Here is a 22518-nt window from a genome sequence, read left to right as displayed (position 1 = left end):
GGATTTAACGAAAGAGCACCACACAAGGAGGCCATTGAAAAAGTCTCAGGTGATGAAACGGCTGAACCAATTGGCCGATTTCATCGAAGATCAATCCGGACGGTCTATCGATCCTTCATTCGCCAAATTGTTGATTTCGGAAATTGATTTTATTCGTGAAGAGATACGATAACGATAGATAAACGGAATAAGAGGACTATTCGAATAGAGAGAAGGGGCTGTCTCAAAAGTCATTAATGACTTCGGGAAGCCCCTTATTCATTATCGCCATCCAGTTCTACGCGGGTGAGGAGGACGAAATGTCGCATAATTTTACAAATCGGGAACTTGATGTCTTGAAATGTTTGCGTGAAGGTTATAACAATGTGGAGATTTCAAATCATTTATTCATTTCTGTATCCACCGTGAAGACGCACATTCATTATATTTTACAAAAATTAGATATAAGTGATTTCGATAGTTTGGTTTTATATCTCTGTGAACACGATGAAATATTTAAGAAAAATAAACCTTAGACGAAATTAACAGTTCTACCACCAGGAGCAGACGCCAGGTATTTGGTCGGCCGCCGAGGCAGTCGACAGCTCCTTCGCAGCCGTTTCGGCAAATACGCGGGTCAGATTGCCGTATATGCGCTCGACATCCTTCTACCGGACTTATCATAGAAAGCAATTGCAAAAAGTTCATCCGATAAACTGACCGCCCGAGCCACGTGAATCTCTTGGGCAATATCCACGCCAACAACAAGATGTGATGAGGAAATGTTTTCGATGAGTTGATTATGCTTGTCTTGAGCTTTAAACTTCATAGTAGAGCGACCTTCTGAAGGTGAGATTTAAGGGCTGCAGACCCGTTTCCAACTCCCATGTTACAGAGGCGCTCTTTTTCATACAAAGTCCAAAATATTCGCTTTACAGGAATTCTAACGGGGAACGATAGCATTCCTGTAGAGCGTTAAATTTCCGTTTTTCAAAAAAACGAGCGCCTCGGTACGATGGTAGCTTGGTTGATTGAAATACGTGGTTTAATATCCCTATTAATACAATAATCAGAAGGAGACCGGCAAAATGAACTTGAATCAATTGTGCGAAGGTATTCAGTTGGATGAGGGAGCCCGTCAGACGATCAATCGGTTTCATATCGATGATAAAAGCTATAATCAACGAAAACTGCAGTTTATTAGCGATAGGTTTGCCTTCTTTGACAGCGTGAAGCAATCGCCTTCTTACCGCGAGACGTTCTTGGCCCTCTTCGCAAGATTTGCGGTGGATGCCTATGAAGAATATAGGACCCGAGGCATATCGGACGATATTTATTACGACACATTCTCCGATCTGCAAATATGGTGCAAGAAATGTTACCAGGATTTCGGTGTCTATGGTATCGAAGAATACGGGTGGCTGCAGGAGCATGTTCAACTACGGTTATTTCGGCTAGGCCGGCTGCAATTCCAGCCTATATCGCTGGATCAAGACGTGAAGGCGGAAGGAAGAAAGTTAAGTAAGGGAGAACTGGCGCTTAACGTTCATATCCCGGAAGGCGAATCGCTGGATGGGCAAAGCGTGGAGCGATCGTTCGAGATGGCGAAAGCGTTCTTCCGAGGCATTTCTTCAATTTTTGTATGCCATTCGTGGCTGCTCTATCCGCAGCTCAGCGAAGTGTTGCCGCCGACTTCAAACATCCTGAAGTTCCAGAAGAACTTCGTCGTCTATGAAGTGGACCGCGATGCAAAGCAAGCAGAGGAACGCATATTCAACCGCGTGTGCGAAGACCCATCGCTTTATGAAGAGCGGACGTCATTACAGCAAAGTGCAAAGGCCTATCTGATGGCTGGTAATCAGCTGGGGAACGGATATGGTGTAATATTCTAATAGTGAGAGAGACCGCGAGCCGTTTGACCGTTTCTGTACGGGCAGCGGCTCTATTCATTCAAGGAATTACGTGACGTTTAGTTCCTTCAGCAAACATTCAAAGAACAAAATAATGACCGGGGTGCAATGCAAACGATACAGCAATTCAGTCGGTGTATCCGCGGTACAAGAAGTATATACAGGCGCAAGTTTTTATAATTGTAATGAGGCCCTATTGATCACATCATCGTCATTTACTGCTCCAGCTAAAAAGATGGCACAAAAGCTAGGCGTGATTCTTTGGGATCGAGAAGAATTAATAAGGCAGTTAGCGTTCCTTAGCCGCTGAGTTAACCCTTCCGAAGAGCCACCGTCCATAGAAGGAGTAGTCAAGAGCATCGAGCCACTCGAATTATTTGACGATAATTTAATCGTGTCTAAGGACCATTATCGGACGATCCAGATCGTTGGGAAGGGACGGAAGAGTCACAACTGAAGGTATATTCAGATTTTTCATCTTCCGCTACGTTGAAGGACTATAAGGAAGGAGTGCTATCTCCAGGTACGTATTACCTGATCGCCGACAATACAGATTACGGCGATACAGCCCCACCCATGAATCTCACCGACGATATTTCTGTGTTACACTTAGCCTTCTTCAGACGATGATGCAGGGCGAACAGGGATAGGGAAAGGCTGTAATTGCCTCGTGTCATTATGTTAGAGGTGGTGATCACGTCACGCTATCATAATGGACAAGTTTTGTTGTCTAACGCCTCCAGCTCACTTCTAAAATCCGTATTTGTATAACAATCTGAATGGTATGAAGAAAATCGTACAGAATTATAATAGGTTTTGACCAGACTGCCGGCCGATTGTGCCGGCGTTTTCTATTTCATCAATGAATGTGATGCCACAAGAGGTTATCTAAGGGGTGTAAAAGTTAAAATCGGGCCATGGGAAAGTTGCTAGGCAATTGTTAAAATGTTAGTGCAAAAGTCAATATAGACAAGTTGGTAAGCAAAGCCGCGGTTGAACTGCTGCCGTCATACGCAGCTTTCAATAAATAAACAAGGGAGCGTGAAGACATGACGAGTATTAAAAGAAGCATCTCGGCTTTACTTGCGTGCTTATTGGTCATTCTTATAGTCACAACCAATGGCACAAGTCAGGTAGCGCATGGGGAAGCACAGAACCAAGGCACCATTTATTATGTGGATGCATCAAACGGAAACGATGCAAGCGAAGGCACAGGCACAGGGGGGGCCTGGAAGACGCTGGATAAAGTGAACAGTAAAACCTTCGAGCCCGGTGACCGGATCTTGTTCAAACGCGGCGAGTCATGGAGTGGAACGCTTCACCCCAAAGGCAACGGCGAAGCCGATCAGCCCATCGTTATCGACTCGTACGGCGATCAAGCGGACTTGTCTCCGCTCATCAATGGCAACGGTAATGAAGCGGCAGTCTATTTATATAACCAGCAGTACTGGGAAATCTATAATCTGGAAATTACGAACGACGACGGCAGCCGGGAAGACATCAACAGCCGCACGAAGAAGAATGGCATCTACATCGTTAATGACGATGCCGGAACGCTGAATCATATTTACATCATCGGCAATAACGTGCATGACGTGTACGGCAACAACACGAAGGACGGTAACGGCAGCAGCGGCATCAAAGTCCGGACGATCGCGGGAGACGTGCCGTCTAACTACAACGATATCCTTATTGATGAGAATACGGTCGGCCCCCGGGTAGACCGAACCGGCATCGACATCAATTCGGATTATTGGTGCAGACCGGACAGCGGCTGTACGGGGCCGCCGAATTGGTACCCGAGCCATAACGTGGTGATCCAGAACAACTTCGTGCAGGACGTCGGCGGAGACGGCATCGTCCCGATGGCAACCGAAGGCGCTATCGTGCAAAACAACACAGTGGGCGGCTTCAATATGCGCTCGGGCACGGTGAATGCTGGCATATGGGCGTGGAACGCGGATAACACGATTATCCAGTTCAACGAGGCGTACAACGGCCATACGACGCTCGACGGCCAAGGCTTTGATATCGACTACGGTCAGACCGGTACAATCGTGCAGTACAATTACAGCCATGACAACGACGGCGGCTTCATTCTGATCTGCCAGCCATCGGGAGCTATCAATGACGGGGGCATCGTGCGGTACAACATTAGCCAGAACGACAAGGAGCGGGTGTTCCAGCTGGCCGGACCAACCACGAATACGCAAATTTACAACAACACGATTTATTTGGAGAATGGTTCGACGACGAAGCCGATCTATGCTTCGAGCTGGGACGGCTACACGAAATCGGCGGCGTTCTACAATAATCTGTTTTATCTCGAGGGAGCGGGTGAGTGGCAGGGCTTGTCCAATATCGCTTCCTTCGAATTCGACCATAACACGATATTCGGCGTTCATTCGGCCGGCGAGCCGGCGGATGCCAATAAGAGCGTCGAGGATCCGAGATTGGCGCTGCCGGGCAGCGGAGCGCTGGGACGAGATACGGTAGACGGCTATATGCTGGCGGAAGACTCGCCTGTTCTTGGCACGGGCCGTTTGATTCCCAATAACGGCGGATTGGATTATTGGGGCAATGCGTTGTCAGGCACGGAGCTGCCTAACCGCGGCGCTTATAACGGTATCGGTATTGACATTCAGCTTCCGGTCGTTGAAGTCGAGGGCATTGAAGCGGAGCATTCGCGAGTCGTGCTGCAAATCGGCGAAAGCGCCGAAATTCCGATCCGGGTCCTTCCGGCTAATGCCACGGATAAGACGTTTACGCTGACGAATGACAATGAGATGGCTGCAAACGTAACCGGTGATTTCGGCAGCGTTCGGATTACAGCTATGGAAGAAGGAGAAGCGTCGCTCACGATCGTATCGAACGATGGAGACTTCCGGGAAATGATTCGAGTGAAGGTCGTACCGGTGTTCCAATACGAGAACAAACACATAGCGAATCCCGGCTTCGAGAACGAGCAACTAGCGCCGTGGGGCTCCTGGAAGACGGGAAGCGCGGAGACGACCGAGCATGCCAGATCCGGGGAGAAGGCCGGTCAAGTGGACATCTTAGAAGGCTCTCTCGAGCAGAAGTTATCGAATTTGCGTCCGAATACGACTTACGTGCTTACGGCCTATGGCAAAGTGACAGATTCACTCGACAAGATGGATATCGGCGTCAAGGACTACGGAGCGGGCCAGGTCGTCCGAAATATCGGCAGCCTGGACTACTCGGAAGCGACGTTCAAATTCACGACCGGTCCGGAAAGCACAAGCGCGGCCGTGTTCTGCTACCGCTGGAACGGCAACGCTCCGGTCTATTGCGACGACTTCAGCTTGAGCGAATATGCAGTAGGCATCCACGTCGACGAGCAGAAGCTTGACCTCAGCATCGGCGAACAGAAGACGATCGATGCGGTGGTGCTCCCGTTCAATATCGCTAACCGGTCCGTGATCGCGGAAATTGCTGATCCGGCGATCGCCGACGTAACGGTAGAGGGCGGCAAGGTGACCGTCAAGGCCAAGGCGGCTGGAGCCGCGAAGCTGACATTGACTTCCGTGGATGGCGGCAAGATGGTCGAACTGGACGTCAAAATCGCGGCGGCCACTACGGAGCAGCCGCCTGTGCCGGGTCCGGTGACCGTCGAGCCGAAACCTAATCCGACCATCCAGCTTGTTAACGCAGCGGAACTGCAACGAGGAGCGGACGGAGAGGTCACGATAGCCTTGAAGCCAGGCAAAATCGAGCTGTCGCTGCCGCGGAATATTGCGGACATTCTGAATGGAGAAGAGCTGACTGTCAAGGCAACCGACGTCGCCTTGACGATTCCGGCTAAGGTGTTAAAGGAGACTGCGAAGCTTACGGGAGATCTTGATCTTCCGGAGACCAGAATCCATATCCGCGTCGAACAGCAGGAAGAAGCGCTGGAGGTAGACGAGGATATGCGGCCAAGGAGCGGTCTATACGATTTCCGTCTATACTTGAAAACCGCGGACGGCAAGGAGCATGTGCTAACGGCCTTCAGTGAGCCGGTAGAAGCCGTATTCGAATATGACGAAGCCGGTACGGACGAAGAGCTGCTCGGACTCTATTATCATAATGAAGTAACAAAGGCGTGGGAGTACGTCGGCGGGGAGATTGACCGTACGAATGGAGGGCTTCTCGCGGAATTGGATCATTTCAGCTCCTATGCGGCATTTGAGCTCAATCGAGCGTTCGTAGACGTAGCCTCCGAGCATTGGGCGTTCCGCACGCTTCAGATCTTGGCAGCCAAACATCTCGTGAACGGCGTGACGGAGGGGATGTTTAATCCCGGCGACCCAGTGACGCGAGCCGAATTCGCGAGCTTGGCGGCAAGAGCACTAAAGCTCGAGAGCGACGGTTCCGCAAGCCCGTTCGTTGATGTCGACGCGGAAGCCTGGTACGCGGATTCCGTCTCGGCCGCTTACGAGGCCGGCCTGGTTCAAGGCAAATCCTCAAACGAATTTATGCCCGAGGAAGATATAACGCGCGAGCAAATGGCGGTTGTTCTCGCAAGAGCCTACATTTATAAAGTCGGCTTAACGCTTCCGGAATCCGATTCGCTGCAAGCCTATGCCGATAAAGCAACCGTCTCGCCATGGGCGAGAAATGCGGTGAACGGCGCGCTTGAAGCGGGCTTGCTGCAGGGCAGAGGACAGGGGCGCTTCGCGCCGTCTGGGACTCTGACGCGGGCGGAAGCTGCGCAAGCGATATGGAACTTGATGAACAAATAGCGTTATTTGAGGGAGAAGTGATGGGGCGGTCCCTGTCACTTCTCCCTTTCAAATATTCTGAAGGTGCGGCGGGGTATGCACCGCAGTCGAATGCCAATTTCAAGACGCCTTATTTAACGGATCCCGTCTTCAGACAAAAGTTTGAACATTTCGTCCATTCATTCGCTGAGCAGTTCGATGACCCGTTAACCGTCGATTTTATTCGTCTTTACGATGCTGTTCTCCGGCGGCTTGGTGCCCGGCTATATTCTCATAACCGAGCTGCATCTCATCGATACGATCTGGGCGCTTGTGCTGCCGGGCGCACTGAGCGTCTACAACATGATTCTGCTCATGAACTTCTTCCGGACGATACCGGCGGAGCTTGAGGAGGCGGCGCTGATCGACGGCGCGGGGCTGTTCCGCATCCTGTTCAATGTCCATCTTCCGGTTTCCATGCCCGCCCTCGCCACCATTACGCTGTTCACGCTGGTCGGGCACTGGAATTCCTGTTTCGACGGGCTGATCTATATGATGGATACAAAAAACTATCCGCTCGCCACGTTCCTGCAAAAGTATTTCGTCAAGGGAATCGTGCTTGGCGCCGTAAAAGAATAGGAGGGAGTGGATTATGGAGGACTTGTTGAACATGAAGCCCGATTTGTTTCGTTGCGGCGAACATACGGAAATGCGGGAGTTAGGCGGAGGAAGGTTCCGGATCATACTAAATGCCTTTTTACTAACATGATATACTTACATATGGTCGATTAAAGCTTAGTAAAAGTCGCTAATTTCGTGGTTATGATTGTTAAAATCGGGGCATGTACGCTATTCGTGCCGTTTGTTAAGATAAAGCCGTAGCATAAGTTGAAGAGAGGGGAAAAAAAATGAAAAAAAAGAAATGGGTTTCGCTGATGCTTGCGCTCGTCCTGACAACCGCTGTCGGATGTTCAAATGGGAGTGGTAACGCAAAAACCGATGAGACAACGAACACGCCGGACAATACCGCACAAAAGGAGCAAACCGCACAGAATGACGACGGCAAATTCGAACCGCCGGTTACGATCACAACTGCTCGCCCGGTAGGAACCGACTACAAGTTCATTAACGGAGAAGACATCAATAATAACGTGCACAACAAATGGGCGAAGGAAAAGCTCGGTATTGAGTTCAAAGACCTTTGGAACACTGCCGACAACGGCGCTTACCATACGAAGCTCCGGCTTTCGTTAACGACGGCAGATCAGCTGCCTGACGTATTTATCGTCCAGGACATTAATCTGATCGCTGACCTGATCCAATCCGGAAAGGTAAAGGACATCGGGGCGGATTTCGAAAAATATGCGAGCGAGCGAATAAAGAAAATTTATGCGGATAATTCCGATGCCATGAATCAAGTGAGAAATGGCGATCAATTGCTCGGACTTCCGATTTTCGCGGCCGGAGACGGTACGAACCCTCTTCTATGGGTGCGCCAGGATTGGCTCGAGAAGCTGAATTTAAAAGAGCCGACGACAATTGAAGAGTTTGAAACTGTCATGGATGCCTTTACAAATCAAGATCCAGACGGCAACGGCAAAAAAGATACGTTTGGTTTCAGCTTTGCAGGCCGTAACAATTTCTCGAACTGGATGTCCGACGCCAGCTTCGTGTTCGGTGCCTTTACCGGCAAATATATTCCTGGGACTTGGCAGAAGGATGAAGATGGCACGTTAAAATATGGCTCCGTACAACCTGAGATTAAGACAGGCTTGGGAAAGTTGCATGAGTGGTATTCGAAAGGCTATTTGGATCCGGAACTGGCTGTACTTGATGAAGTGAAAGCGACCGAGAGCTTTATTCAGGGCAAATCCGGCATGATCGCTGCGCCGTATTGGGCATATGGCTGGCCGTTGGGAGATACCAAGGCCACAAATCCGAATGCTAAACTTAGAGCGTATAAACTTCCTGCGGGGCCGGATGGCAAGTCAGCACGTTTCACAGGGCTTGTGAATGAAGGCAAAGTCATGATGTTTAACAAAGATTTCAAACATATGGATGCGTTCTTTGCTTATTTCGATAAAATTTACGACTTTGAATTTGAAACGGGAGACTTCAAGAACGGTTTCTTCGAAGGCTACGACTATGCGCTCGTGGACGGCCAACCGGTCTATGACTCGACGAAATTCCCGACACCGCTTGAAAAAGCTCCTTCGCCGGACAAGTACAACCTATTCTGGAACACGCCAAAGATTCCATTCCAGGAATCTGCCACCTATGATTACATCTTCAATGGCAACGAAGTGAAGAACAGGTCACATAAAGGAATAACGATCCTAGATCCGGAGCAGATTCGCGCAGGGGCCTTGAATTACCAGATGAGCGATATCAACGCACCGACGGAATTCCTCGGCGCTCCGACGGAAACGATGCGGAGTAATGGCGACAATCTCAAAACAATGGAAATGGAGACGTTCGTTAAAATCATCTATGGTAATGAACCGCTGGATAAATTCGATACCTTCGTGACCGATTGGAAGAGTAAGGGCGGCGATAAAATCGATCAGGAAGTAAACAAGTGGTATAAGAGCGTAAACCCGTAACGGAAGGAAAGCAAGGCAGCCGAGCGTGCAGAAATGCATTCTCGGCTGCCTTTCTATCGATTGCGGAAGTTTTTCGGCGTGCAGCCGTAAAATTCCTTAAAAATATAAATAAAATACTGTGTTTTCTGGTACCCGACCTCCTTAGCCACGTCAGCAACCTTCATATTGGTCGTCTCGAGTAGACGCGCCGCTTTTTCCATTCGGATCCTGGAGATATAAGCAGACAAGCTCTCACCGGTTTCTTTTTTATATAGGCGGGAGAGGTAAACCGGATGAAGGTAGACGTGCTCCCCGAGGCGTGTCATAGACACATCCATCTGCAGGTGCTCTTCGATAAAGTCGTGAATTTCCCGGATAATGTGGTTGCGGTTCGGCGATATCTCCTGCAGCGAACGCTTAAACTGTACGATTAGCGGAAGAGCCCATTCCTTGATTTGCTCGGTGCGTTGAAAGTAATACGATTTGCGCTTCAAAGAAGGGGAATTGATCATTTCGGCAAATGAATCCCCCTGCTTGTGCGCAATATAGGAGAAGCAGCTAAGCAAATAATAAACCGCTTCCATCAGATGATGCTGCGTTCGGAAATCCGGCATATCTAGCTCTTCCAAGATGTAATCGAGCTTGCCGTTAACTTCCTCCCAGCGGTCGGAATCCATCAACTGCAGCATGGTCGGCGATTGGTAAAGCCTTGTTAGAGGTTTTATTGAGTCTCCCGGCTCAGGGTTCCTCAAGTCATTCATGTCAAGCATCACACCATAGCGCGTTCCCACCGACCGCCAGAAAACGTTGATAGCCTTCAAATATTGGCGGTGAAGCTCGTACTGAAACACGAATGGTTCTGACAACAAGATGGAGACCGTTCGTTTCATATAGATTTGAACCGCTTGCTTCAGTTTATTGATTTGGACGTTAAGCTCCCTGTGGTCGACTACAACATCATAAGGCAGTAATACAACGATGAATTGATTGTCATCTTTGCAGGACCAAATGGAAGGCCTGTCCCCGATTCGCCCGAAAAAAATCTCTTCCGCCACATTAAGCAACGCAAAGTTGAGTAATTCATAATCCTCTCGCGTCATATCTTCCGTACCCGTCTCGATCCGAATCAAGGCAAGCACGCAATCCGTTTCCGGCTCGAACTGCAGGTGAAGGGCTTGAAGGTGGCGCCTTAATTCCTCGGCGTTATATTTCTTACCGAGCAGAAGATCGAACAACAAATGCTCCCGCATTCGGCCAATCCCGAGATTCAAGACGTCGCTTGCCGCTTTCAGACTCCGTATCTGCCGCTTTTCCTCCTCGATTTTTGCGAACACCTTCTTCAAGCTGAGGAGCACCTCGTCTTCCGTAACGGGCTTCAACAAATAGTCGGAAGCACCCAACTGAAGCGCCTTCACCGCGTACGAAAAGTCGGAGTGACCGGATAACAAGATCACTTTCGTGTCCCGATGATGCCGCTGAAGCGACGCGAGCAGCTCCAGTCCGCTCCGTTCGGGCATGCGGATATCCGTTATGACTATTGCGACAGGGACTTTTTTGACGACGTCAAGCGCTTCCTTGGCCGAGCCGGCACGGTATACGTTTGATATGCCGAGGGTCTTCCACTGGATCTCGGTCTCCAAATAATCGAGGACGTAGTCCTCGTCATCAACCAGTAATACGTTCATTGAAATTCTCCTTGTTCAGAATTTGAAGTACAACGCGGAAGCCGCCCCATTCGTTAATGGAAAAAGACAGCCCGGATGGCTTGCCGTATCGATTCATCAGCCGGTGATGGACGTTTCGAAGTCCGCAGCCCATCTCATCGGTATTCTGATAGTTGGCCTGCACGCGGTCATGGAGCGATTTTAAATCCTCTTCACACAGCCCCTCTCCATCATCATCGATGTTGATGATGTATTGGCTGCCGTTGATCGCTCCGTGGATATGAATCTTTCCTGCATTTCGTTTCTGCTCGATGCCGTGCACAACCGCGTTTTCCACGATCGGCTGCAGAAGCAGACTTGGAACGGGCAGTCCCAGCATAGCGGTCGGAATTTCGATCGAGAAGGTTAATCGCGTATTCCGCAGAGACTGCACCTCCAGATAGCTTTCGATCAACCGGATCTCATCCGCCAATGTCGTGGTTTCTCCTGCTTTGAGGGTGATGTAGCGGTAGAAATCGGATAAATTTTTGGCCATGGAAATGACGGCGCCAGGCGATTTATTCGCCATGCTGACAATGTAGAACAAGCAGTTATATAAAAAATGGGGATTGATCTGTGACTGTAAATGCTTATATTCAGCTTCTCTCGTTCGGACTTTCTCCTCGTATACGTTTTCGATCAACGACTGAATCCGTGAAGCCATCTCGTTGAACCGGTCGAACAAATAATCGAATTCGGTTTTTGTCTTCAGCGTGGCCCTGCTGCCGTAATCGCCTCTCCCCAAATTTTCAATTTTACGCATCAAATAGCCGAAGGGCATGCGAAATTGCCTGTAGAACATCAAGGAAATCGTAATTCCCGATATTAGAAGGAAGAACAGACTGCCATTTACGAGCAAATTTACTTTCTGCAGCGGATTAAGAAATTCGCCGAGCTTAATATAACTGAATAACGTGCCTCCAAGGGAAGGGCTTTTCATCGATTGCACCAAATATTCGACGCCTCCGATCTCAAACACGGTCAGCTTTGGATGACCCGAAATGTTTCCGTCAAGCACGTTTTCCTCCTCATTCAGAAAAAGCTCAAATAAGGCCGGATCAACATCCGCATTACCGATCAGATCATCCTCGGAGAAATAAAAAAACGAATTGCCGTTGCCGGTCTTATCGAGCCCTTTAAGCACGGAGCGCAAATACTTACTGGAAATAGTTGTCTCGACTACCGAGGTGATGTGGCTGGAATCGGCGGCGATAATCGACGGGTTCGTCATTAATAGATGAAAAGTAAGAAGGCCGTGGGTTTTCTGTGCATACCATTGATTCTTCGGTTTGTTCACCAACTCGTTCTGATTATATTTGACCGTTTTAGAGGTCGATATCGCCTCTTGAATGACAGGCCAATAGACGGTCAGTTCATGGATGAGCGGTTCAGCTTGGCTTTGCAGCTCAAGCTTTTCTTCAATCGTCTTGCGCATCAGTAAGTGGTTCAAGTATTCGGGAAATTCCCAGGAGCTCGCATAAGATTTAATCGTAGTATCATTCGCTAGCAGGAGTGTCTGCTTCTCAAGCTGCCGAAGCGATTGCTCCATCTGTTGCATCGTAAATTCCATCTGCTTCGCGGCAGAGTTTTCAAGCGTTTTCGTCACTACGTCCTTACTTGTTTGGTTTGCAAAGGCAAATAAGATTGTGGCCGGGACAAACAAAAAAGCCAGCATAAGCAACAGTCTTTGGAACACTTTATATTTTACCATGCCAAACACCACCTAATAGGAGTTTACCGCAAGAGGTTATCATTGGGGTTATAGATGTTAAAACCTTATCATAGGTCTGGTGAAAACTCGTTGCTATAATAGTATCAGAAGCTGACCAAAGTGCAATTACGGTAATCGCAGAGAGGAGAATTTTTGTATGAAAAGCGGACTTCAAGCATCGCTGGGGCAGCCTGCAGCGATCAAACGAGAGTCAAAATGGAGAAGGGGATTGAGGATAACATGGCCGCTTCACCTGCTCGTTTTACCAGCGACAGTTATCGCCATTGTGTTTCATTATTTGCCTATATTCGGTCTAGTTATGGCCTTCCAGGACTATAAGCCATGGCTCGGATTTTTTCAATCGGAATGGGTAGGCTTCAAGCATTTCGAGTCACTGTTTATGTTCGACGAATCGGTTCAGGTCATATGGAATACACTGATCATCTCGGTATTAAAGATCGTATTCGGGTTATTCGTGCCGATTGTCATCGCACTGCTGCTCAATGAAATCCGAAAATCTGGTATCAAAAGAAGCATTCAAACGCTTGTCTATCTTCCCCATTTTCTATCGTGGGTTATCTTGGGCGGTATTCTGATCGATCTCTTGTCCGTGAAAGGCGGTATTGTCAATAGGATGCTTGTCGATTGGTTCGACATGCAGCCGATCTTCTTCCTCGGCGATGGAGATTGGTTCCGGTTCGTTGTCGTCGTCAGTGATATATGGAAGGAATTCGGGTTTGCGATGATTATATATCTTGCAGCAATCGCAGGGGTGAATCCGTCGCTGTACGAGGCGGCTGAAGTCGACGGCGCAACTCGTCTGCAGCAAACGATCAATGTGACGATGCCGGCTATGCTGCCGATTATCGTCGTGGTGGCGACGCTTCAACTCGGGAACGTACTCAACGCTGGCTTCGACCAAATTTTTAACTTGTACAATCCTCTGGTCTATAACAAAGGAGATGTCATCGATACGTTCGTGTATCGTTCCGCTATGCTTAAGGGGGACTTCAGCTTTGCCACAGCGGTCGGGCTATTCAAATCCATTATCAGCTTTATCCTGATCATCGTATCGTACCGGCTCGCGTATCGATTGGGCAACTATCGGATTTTCTAAGATTGAGGGGGATAGAATATGTATTTTAAATCAACCGGCTATAGAACGTTCAGCATATTTAACCATGTGTTTCTTATTGTACTGTCCTTGTATGCATTCTACCGCTTATACACGTGCTGGCGGTGTCGTTCAGCGGCAAATCAGCAGCGAGTGCCAATATAATCAATCTTTGGCCCGTAGATTTCACTTTGGAATCATATGAGAAAACGATCGACAATCCCGCGTTTGTCAGGGCGTTGTTTTACTCCGTATATCGTACGGTGCTCGGAACCGCGATCGGCATGGCTGTTATCATTTTTGCGGGATACTCACTGTCCAAGCGAACCGCAGCATTCAAATCCCGCAATGTATATATGTGGTTTTTCGTCTTCACGATGCTGTTCTCTGGAGGGTTGGTGCCGGGCTATATTCTGATTTCGGAGTTGAATCTCATTAATACGATATGGGCGCTTGTGCTTCCAGCAGCTTTGAGCGTCTACAACCTGATCCTTCTAATGAACTTCTTCCGTACAATCCCGGTGGAACTGGAGGAGGCGGCGCTAATCGACGGAGCGGGGCTTTTCCGCATTTTATTCAGCGTCCATTTGCCGGTCTCCATGCCCGCTTTGGCGACAATAACGCTTTTCACATTGGTCGGCCATTGGAATTCCTGGTTTGACGGGCTTATCTACATGCTAGATACCAAAAATTATCCGCTTGCGACATTTCTGCAAACCGTCGTCGTCCAACAGGATTTCAGTAAGATGAGCATCAATCCGAAGGACATGGAAAACCTGTCCCAGCGTACGGTTAAAGCGGCGCAAATTTTCATCGGAGCGCTACCGATCCTGCTGGTGTATCCGTTCCTGCAGAAGTATTTCGTCAAAGGTATTGTGCTCGGTGCAGTAAAAGAATAATTAGGGAGCTGATTTGTTCGTGGAAACTTACGAATTACCGGCCATGCTTTTTCATAGCAGTGATAGCACAAGGATAGAATTGCTGGAAGCAAACGGATTTCGCATACGTGCTTCACCGGAAGGGGGAAGTGTCCAATTGGACGCGAAGTCGATAACGACTATCGCCTGGAAAGAATACGGATATTTATCTGCCGACATTTATCATGAATCGCATGATGTGCTCGTCGTTTTGTTTTCATTTATCGATAGGGTTGACCGATCGATTTCGGTTCATTATGGCATATTGCCCGGTGTAAAGACGAGGATTTGCCTGCCATTAAAGGCTTTGAACGGAGGAAAACTATTTCTTGATCGCTTTCCCGGGGTTATGCAATCCGTGCTGCGCGGAGACGCATTCGTAGACAGAGCCGGGATCGCGAGGTTTTCGGTCTCGACAATCCCATCGTTAAATCCGAGAACCTTGGAGATCTCTAGGCTGACTTTAAGCCAGTCCATCCCATCCTTTCAGTATGAGCAGACACCGTATGTCGATTGTCTAGGGCAATGGGAAGGAAAGGAATGGGTGGGCAAAACGAAATCGCCGAGCGTTCTCGTACGCGCGCTCAGAAAGGAATGGCAGCTTGCACAAGAGAAAATAGCCCCGTCTGGATACGGCCGTTACGGTGGTTGGAAGGGGCTGCAATTTGTCTCAACTGGTTTTTTTAGAACGGAGCATGACGGACAACGGTGGTGGTTTGTCGATCCGGACGGTTATGCTTTGTTCAGTGCCGGGATGGATAGCATTCATCCCGCCGAGACGATGTGGGTAGACGGAATGGATCATCTGCTTCCGGAGCTTCCAACACGGGAGGGGGAATACCGGGACGCCTGGCGGGACCGGGGGTACAGCTTCGGGATCTTTAGCCTTATCTTGGCCTTCGGAGATGAATGGCACAAAAAGTGGGCGGATCTAACTGAATACCGGATGAAGCTGTGGGGAATGAACACAATCGGCAACTGGTCCAGTCCTGAGTTCATCCGTCATTCGGAGCTACCATACGTGTATCCGATGGAGGGCTTCCCGATGACGGCACAAACGATCTTTCGGGACTTCCCGGACGTGTTCAGCCCGGAATTCGAGAACAATGCCACGGTGTTCTCCGAACAGCTGCACGCGATGCGTGAAGACCGCCGCCTGGTTGGTTATTTTATGCGCAACGAGCCGCACTGGGCGTTCGTCGACGGTCTGGACTTGACAGAGCAAATGCTTCGTTCGCCGATCCAGTTCGTAAGCAAGACACATTTTCTGGAATGGCTGAAGGAAAAGTATGGGGACGTTACCGGCATAAATCTCGCTTGGAACAGTGACTTGCAACATGTTGAGGATTTGCTTCACGGTCTCAATTTCTCTGACTGGTCGGACAGCCCTGTCAGAAAAGCGGATTTCAATGCGTTTAACCGGATTATGATCCGGCGTTATGTTGAGGTTCCGGCCAAACTTTGCAAGCTGGTTGACCCAAACCATCTGAACTTGGGGATGCGCTACGCATGGGTAGGCAGCGACGATGTGCTGGAAGGATGCGAAGCCTTTGATGTCTTCTCCATTAATTGCTACCAGATGGAGCCGAACCGGGAGCAAATCCGGCACATTAGCCAGTGTTTGAACAAGCCACTCATGATTGGCGAGTTTCATTTCGGAGCGGCGAACGCAGGTCTGCCTGCGTACGGTATCCGTGCTGTCGCCACACAGGAAGACCGCGGAGCGGCCTACCAGTATTTTGTCGAGCAGGCAGCCTCCATTCCAGAGTTAATCGGGGTGCATTACTTCCAACTCAATGATCAGCCTGTTTTAGGACGCTTTGACGGCGAGAACTATCAGATCGGGGTTGTGGACGTCTGCCAGCAGCCCTACCATTCGTTCGTGGAAGCGATGAAACTTACACATGGCCGGATGTACGACATCCGTACTGGAAGGCTTGATGCGACCGGAGTTTACCCGAACGAAATTCCGAAAACAGGATTTTAAATACGTTTACCAATCCCGGCTCGGAGTGGACGGTATCAGGATGATTGGACCGTGAGAAATCGAGGTTGAGGTGCACCTTTCAAGGTTGCCGTGGTTTCGTAGAACATAACGGTCCGTTGGGAAGCAGTGATTTTTTGCTGCTTCTTTACTATTCCTTTTGGAGAAAGCGGGTCAGTTGAAGGATGAGGCGAGTGTTCTGACGGCGCACGGCGTGGCGGTTGCTTCCGCGGGAGTAGAAATTCCGAACAAAAGACAATGACAACATAAAGGATTTAAGCCTGCAGAACAGTGTTCACTATAATAATGAAAGCGCTTCAAAAAGTTTTCGTTAGGGTGTTAAAGTTACAATTGGGTCATAGAAGGGGTCCACGGTAACTGCTAAAATATGTGCGAAGTGACCGTCAGGCGTTCGCCACCACATTACATCTAAAGAAACCGTCGACCACTGGTAGATTCCATTTAAGTAGAGGAAGTGATAGGTTATGAAACTCCAACAACGCCAAGCAATTGTTTTAGTCACAGTACTTAGTTTATTAGTTATCTCCTTTACTGCGTTCGCTGCATATGAAAAAAACTCCGATGATCCCCCCGAAAACATCGTCGCCTATATTAATGGCAGTACTATAGAGGCTGAAGAACTTATATTTTTTACCCAAATGATGAGACATCGCGGAAATAGCTTTACTCAGGTCAAACAACATGCATTACAAGATTTAACACGTGCGAAGGTCGTACAACAGGAATCTGTTCGCTTAGGCATTATCGAGAACGATACCTACTCCTCATTCTTGGATGAATGGAAGAAGGAGAATGAGAGGCGTAAAAGTGCGATTGAGAACGAAGTTGTTATATTTGGACCAAGAGAATATTCGGTGCAGGCATATTTCGACTTTAGGCAAGCAAATATTCTAAATAAACTTAAATATTTGTGGTTGGAGCGACAACCAACAGTTTCAGAAGATTCATTACTTCATTTCTTTGATGAAAATAGCGAGAAGTTAGCAAAAAAACATGACTTGATTACAATCTATAAGTTAATAGAACCAACACAGGAAAAGATGGAGCAATTGAAATCCCAATTGGAGACTAAGTCATTCATCGAGTTGTTTAATGCACGAAAAGCTGCTGGAGAATTAACCGAAGTTGAAATTATTGAGGAGAGGAACTACAAGACTATATCCAAGTACAGCAGTGAATACTATAACCTTGTACTGGGACTGAACGAGGGAGAGATCAGTAGCATCATCAAAAATAATGGATCCTACATGATTGTGATGTGCATGCAACGGAGACCGGGGGGGGAATTCGATTTAAACGAAAAAAGAGAGGAGGTGATGACGATGTACTTGGATCAAGGATTTGGCGAATATGTTGACCGCCTAGTTACCATGGCTAAGATTGAAAAGACAGAACATTTCGGAAACATTGTACTTAATTAACTTCAGTCTCAGGCGAATTCAAAATTATTAAGGAGGAGTAATATGAATTCGGTATGGTGTAGAAGCATTTTTATGACTTTGTTCTTATTTCTTGTAGCTTCGATTTCATTCGCTGCATCTGTTGCTGCAGCTGATTATTACATCGATGTAACAAATGGCAGTGATACTAATAACGGGACCACTAATGGAACAGCGTGGAAAACATTGAGTAAAGTTAACGGTACAACCTTCGCGCCGGGGGACACGATTTATTTCAAGCGAGGGCAAACTTGGTCGGGTAGACTCTGGCCCAAGGGAAGCGGAACGAATGTTGCGCCCATCAAGGTCGATACTTACGGAAGCGGGAACATGCCTATTATCAACGGTAACGGTCAAGAATCGGCGGTATATCTGTATAATCAGGAATACTGGGAGATACGAAATCTCGAAATAACGAATGATAACGGCACCAGCTCAAGGCGTATGGGCATCTATGTTGTGAATCAGGATGCCGGCACAATGGATCATATTTACATTATCGGCAACAACGTTCACGATGTCTATGGCGACAACGTAAAGGATGCAAGCGGTAGTTCAGGTATTAAAGTTCGAACGATCGCTGGAAGCGTGGATTCTAATTTTAATGATGTAAGAATCGACGGTAACACCGTGGGACCACGTGTGGATCGTACCGGAATCGATGTGAATTCGGATTATTGGTGCCGTCCGGACTCTGGATGTACAGGTGAATATAACTGGTATCCTAGCACCAATGTAGTAATCGAAAACAATTACGTATCCGATGTAGGCGGGGACGGTATTGTACCGATGGCGACACAAGGTGCAATTGTTCAATACAATACGGTCAATGGTTTTAATATGCGCTCCGGGACCGTGAACGCCGGGATTTGGGCATGGAATGCCGATCACACCATAATTCAGAATAATGAAGCTTTCAATGGAAACACCACACTGGACGGACAGGGCTTCGATATTGATTATGCACAGACGGGAACGATCGTTCAATATAACTACAGCCATGATAATGACGGCGGGTTTATTTTAATCTGCCAACCAGGAGGAGCGAAGAATGACGGTGGTGTTGTTCGCTATAACATAAGCCAGAACGATGGAACGCGGGTGTTCCAACTCGCAGGCCCGACGACGAATACAATGGTTTATAATAATACCATCTATTCGCCGCCCGGCAGCACAACTTATCCGATTTACGTCAACTCATGGGACGGTTATACAAAGTCCGTATCGTTCTACAACAATATTTGGTACCTAGCAGGGGCGGGCAGTTGGCAAGGTTTGTCAAATATACAAGCATTAAACTTCAAATACAATATCATCTTCGGAGTCCATACATCCGGTGAGCCGGCGGATCCGAACAAGATGACATCCAACCCGGGGCTCGCGTATCCGGGAAGCGGAGTAAACCGAACGTCGGTGGAAGGGTATAAACTATTGCAGAACTCTCCTGCGTCAGGAACAGGAATGGTTATTAATAATAATGGAGGTCGAGATTATTGGGGGAACCTTGTATCGGCTTCCAATGCCCCCAATCGCGGGGCTTACAATGGTACAGGAGTTGCAGTAAGCACAGCCATTCATGTTCAGAATATCACCATGGGACTGCAAACTGCTCAAGGACAAACGCGGGCAACGGCTACAGTCCTGATTGTCGACGGCAATGGGAATCCAGTGGCGAATGTGACGGTCAACGGACAATGGTCCGGCAAAACGTCGGATTCCGACTCTGGCGTAACCGGTTCGGACGGCAAAGTAACGCTTCAATCCAATCAGGTACAAAACAAAAACAGCTCAGGCACCTATACACTCACTATAAATAACGTGACGCACGGTACGTTAACATACGAATCCAGTGCCAATACCGAGAACAGCGATTCGATAACGAAATAAAATTTTATTTTCTGCCCCGATTATTCCTGTTACTAACTGAGCGACATAGAAACAGCGACCCTTCTTAATAACTGAGGAGGGTCGCTTTTTGAGCATTGATTTTTTCTTGGCACGATTGCATTCATATCGTTCTGAAAATAATGATGCTTATGCTGTAATGAGCATGGATCTACTTAACAGACGAATGATGCAGACACGCCGGACGGAGAACCCATGAGTTTTCCTCAAAATGGGTAGGGCGGTTTTTTTGGAAGAGATCCCTAACTACTTTGAAGAGAAAGTTTTTGTGTCCAAAGGGTGGCATTCCTATCAATGCAGAAATATCAAGATTGAGAAAGATAAAGACTCTTTCGTAAGATGTTAGGGGATCGCACAGATGCTCAGGAAAATCAAGGGGAAATGTATGGTCACGTATTAAGGTGATCCATTCATCCTCGAGTTGTATGAGGGAATTCATGTGAAGACGGTTAACGCCAGGGTAGGTGCAGTCGTTAAAGCTGAACTGGGTCCAGGTGGGGTATTTATGCGAAGAAAAACTTTATGGTATGTTACCTTTTGGTTTAATCAAAGATCCGAAACATACTTTTTTGTTTAGATCATATCAGCTGTGTTGATATAGTCCATGAAAGGGAAGAATCGCATCGAGCTCCCCAATCGTTTCCCGTTCTGATCACGCAGACCGAAGAGCGTTGAGTAATTCTGATTCAGTCGGGCAATCGGGAAATAAGAACATCCTGCAAACCCACCGCAAACCTCTTTTCGGATTACGAATCAAAGTACTAAAGCGGGGATATTCGAGTATATTTGAGTTAGTATGATTTCGTATTAAAGGAGTGTATCAATCTGAGAATTTACGTGGCCGGATACGGCGATACACTTAAATCTATAGCAATTAAGTATGAAACCGATATTCAAACCTTACTTGCATTAAATTCACGGATCACTGACCCTGATCAATTGATTCACGGGACACACGTTCGGCTCCCTTCCCCAACGTATACTCTCCACTCATCACTGCCGTTGTTGCCCCTATGTCCGGTGACAGAAAAGGATTATCCCGAGCATTGGATTCCTTTAACCTCTCTGGACGATATGGCTCAAACGGATTACGACGTTTTGATCATAGGCACCGGTGCAGGCGGCGGAGCCGCTGTTTGGCGGTTGAGCGAACAATGGGGACAGAACGGAAAACGAATTGGTGTAGTGGAAGCCGGTGATCTTGTTCTGCCGACACACGGTCAAAATATCCCGACATTGAATACCGACCAGTTCGAACAATTCTGGCACAATCCGCTATATTTTAAGAAGATTCCGTTTATGGGCTCATTCTCTGGTCCTGAAGCTTCTTTGGTCGATGGTTACTTCAACGAATTTATCGCTCTGGGCGGACAGTCGCTAATCTGGGCAACGACCAGCCCGCGTATGGACGATTCCGTTTTGCTTCAATTCCCGGTGCCTGCTCAGGAAATGGCCCGATATTACGATATCGCGGAACAAACCATGAGTGTCAATGCGATGTATGCCCAGGAATCACAGTTGCAGGATATTCTTTTGCACCGGCTGGAGAAGCAGGGTTTCCCCGATGCCGCGGATCTTCCGATGGCCGTTGATTTGAATAGAAGCGATTACGGGTTAGTCCATTCCAATGTGTTTTTCAGCTCGCTTCATTTCCTGGCGATGGCGATGAACAGGCGGAAGATCGATTTGGCCGTGAACGCACGTGTGATCCGGGTGGAAGTAGAGAAGGAAAGGGTCGTCGGCGTTCAGGTGGTATCGGCGGATAAACGGCTGCATTTGATTAAAGCCAAAACCGTTATTTTGGCTGCAGGCACCTTTGAAACTCCGCGGATTTTGCTTTCTTCGGGTATCGAAGGCCGGGCGATCGGACATTATCTTGTTCATCATTCCATGCTTTCAGTAGCAAGTACCATCAGCCGGAACGAGTTCCCGGAAAATCTGGGAGTGGCGGGTATTTTAATCCCAAGTACTAATTCAAGACCTTATCAAATTAAAATTCAAGGACCGGGCAGCTACTTCTGGTATCAATTTAAAGATGTGCCTTTGCGGGAGCATTGGGAAATTTATTTGCACGCTACGGGCCAGGTACAGCCGCGGTACGAAAATCGGGTGATGCTGGATCCGTCAAAGACCGATGAGTGCGGTTTGCCCGGGCTTCTGGTGCAATTTTCTTACAGCCAAGAAGACACAGCTGTCATTCATCAAATGAGCCAAGGAATACAGTATGCCGCATCGGCAATGAAAACAGTTATAACGGTAAACGGCGGAAAGTCGTTTTTGCCTTACAGATTTCCGGGACAAGAATTCCACAGCATGGGCACTTGCAGAATGGGCTTTGATCCGGATACATCGGGAACGGATCCATACTGCTGTGTTCACGGCGTGTCCGGAGTCTATGTGGCCGATAACAGCATACTTCCTGCAAGCGGAGGGACCAGTCCAACGCTCACTACGGTTGCACTCGCCATCCGAACGGCAGATTATATCATGGAAAAAATGAATTAAATTCGAAATCTAATGGGGTGGAAAAATTGGCCTACATGAATTCCTGGA

At 48.0% G+C, this 22518-nt stretch carries 14 protein-coding genes and 2 pseudogenes; 13 read left to right on the top strand and 3 right to left on the bottom strand.

Features of this window, described 5'->3' with window-relative positions:
• Positions 1 to 34 precede the first annotated feature (34 nt).
• The gene (locus RCO25_RS18270; protein ID WP_308997573.1) at positions 35 to 172 is read left to right on the top strand and encodes a hypothetical protein; all 138 of its coding nucleotides are present in this window, start codon (positions 35 to 37) and stop codon (positions 170 to 172) included.
• 64 nt (positions 173 to 236) lie between these two features.
• On the top strand, positions 237 to 515 hold the full coding sequence (locus RCO25_RS18265; RefSeq protein WP_308997572.1) for a response regulator transcription factor: 279 nt from the start codon (positions 237 to 239) through the stop codon (positions 513 to 515).
• Between the two features lie 101 nt (positions 516 to 616).
• Here the strand turns inward: RCO25_RS18265 and RCO25_RS18260 are convergent, their stop codons facing one another.
• Positions 617 to 808 carry a hypothetical protein gene (locus tag RCO25_RS18260; RefSeq protein WP_308997603.1) on the bottom strand — a complete coding sequence of 64 codons (192 nt, stop codon included), beginning with the start codon at positions 806 to 808 and terminating at the stop codon, positions 617 to 619.
• 259 nt (positions 809 to 1067) lie between these two features.
• Here RCO25_RS18260 and RCO25_RS18255 point away from each other — a divergent pair, with 259 nt between their 5' ends.
• The 5 genes and pseudogenes from RCO25_RS18255 to RCO25_RS18240 all read left to right on the top strand — a co-directional run bounded on the left by RCO25_RS18255 (position 1068) and on the right by RCO25_RS18240 (position 9192).
• On the top strand, positions 1068 to 1871 hold the full coding sequence (locus tag RCO25_RS18255; RefSeq protein WP_308997571.1) for an acyltransferase domain-containing protein: 804 nt from the start codon (positions 1068 to 1070) through the stop codon (positions 1869 to 1871).
• A 70-nt stretch (positions 1872 to 1941) separates the two neighbouring features.
• A complete protein-coding gene (locus tag RCO25_RS34875) occupies positions 1942 to 2199 on the top strand; it encodes a restriction endonuclease (protein WP_374992129.1) in 258 nt (85 codons plus the stop codon).
• Positions 2200 to 2938: 739 nt separating this feature from the next.
• Positions 2939 to 6631: an S-layer homology domain-containing protein gene (locus tag RCO25_RS18250; RefSeq protein WP_308997570.1), complete on the top strand. Its 3693-nt coding sequence runs from the start codon at positions 2939 to 2941 to the stop codon at positions 6629 to 6631.
• Positions 6632 to 6832: 201 nt separating this feature from the next.
• Positions 6833 to 7228: pseudogene (locus RCO25_RS18245) on the top strand (carbohydrate ABC transporter permease); the annotation flags it as partial.
• Positions 7229 to 7497: 269 nt separating this feature from the next.
• Entirely contained in the window at positions 7498 to 9192 is a 1695-nt protein-coding gene (locus RCO25_RS18240) for an extracellular solute-binding protein (RefSeq protein WP_308997569.1), read from the top strand.
• Between the two features lie 53 nt (positions 9193 to 9245).
• On the opposite strand, the gene RCO25_RS18235 is transcribed toward RCO25_RS18240, so the two are convergent.
• Both RCO25_RS18235 and RCO25_RS18230 read right to left on the bottom strand, forming a co-directional pair.
• Positions 9246 to 10856, bottom strand: coding sequence for a response regulator (locus RCO25_RS18235; RefSeq protein ID WP_308997568.1), 1611 nt, complete (start codon positions 10854 to 10856; stop codon positions 9246 to 9248).
• A complete protein-coding gene (locus RCO25_RS18230; protein WP_308997567.1) occupies positions 10837 to 12585 on the bottom strand; it encodes a sensor histidine kinase in 1749 nt (582 codons plus the stop codon). Before RCO25_RS18230 ends, RCO25_RS18235 begins: the two co-directional genes overlap by 20 nt.
• Positions 12586 to 12742: 157 nt before the next feature.
• Here RCO25_RS18230 and RCO25_RS18225 point away from each other — a divergent pair, with 157 nt between their 5' ends.
• From RCO25_RS18225 to RCO25_RS18200, 6 genes and pseudogenes are all read left to right on the top strand, one after another.
• Positions 12743 to 13702, top strand: a complete 960-nt coding sequence (locus RCO25_RS18225) for an ABC transporter permease (RefSeq protein WP_308093807.1) — start codon at positions 12743 to 12745, stop codon at positions 13700 to 13702.
• Between the two features lie 18 nt (positions 13703 to 13720).
• Positions 13721 to 14598 (top strand): annotated as a pseudogene (locus RCO25_RS18220) (carbohydrate ABC transporter permease).
• A gap of 19 nt (positions 14599 to 14617) precedes the next feature.
• Complete coding sequence (locus RCO25_RS18215) at positions 14618 to 16603, top strand: hypothetical protein (RefSeq protein WP_308997566.1); 1986 nt, start codon at positions 14618 to 14620, stop codon at positions 16601 to 16603.
• 482 nt (positions 16604 to 17085) lie between these two features.
• Positions 17086 to 18042, top strand: a complete 957-nt coding sequence (locus RCO25_RS18210) for a peptidylprolyl isomerase (protein ID WP_308997565.1) — start codon at positions 17086 to 17088, stop codon at positions 18040 to 18042.
• A 42-nt stretch (positions 18043 to 18084) separates the two neighbouring features.
• Positions 18085 to 19947, top strand: a complete 1863-nt coding sequence (locus RCO25_RS18205; protein WP_308997564.1) for a right-handed parallel beta-helix repeat-containing protein — start codon at positions 18085 to 18087, stop codon at positions 19945 to 19947.
• A 1038-nt stretch (positions 19948 to 20985) separates the two neighbouring features.
• Entirely contained in the window at positions 20986 to 22470 is a 1485-nt protein-coding gene (locus RCO25_RS18200; RefSeq protein ID WP_308997563.1) for a GMC oxidoreductase, read from the top strand.
• The last annotated feature ends 48 nt before the right edge of the window (positions 22471 to 22518 follow it).

It is taken from the genome of Paenibacillus sp. LHD-38 (assembly GCF_031157315.1).
In the GTDB taxonomy this organism is placed as follows: Bacteria; Bacillota; Bacilli; order Paenibacillales; family Paenibacillaceae; genus Pristimantibacillus.
This window is presented reverse-complemented; position numbering and strand designations above follow the sequence as displayed.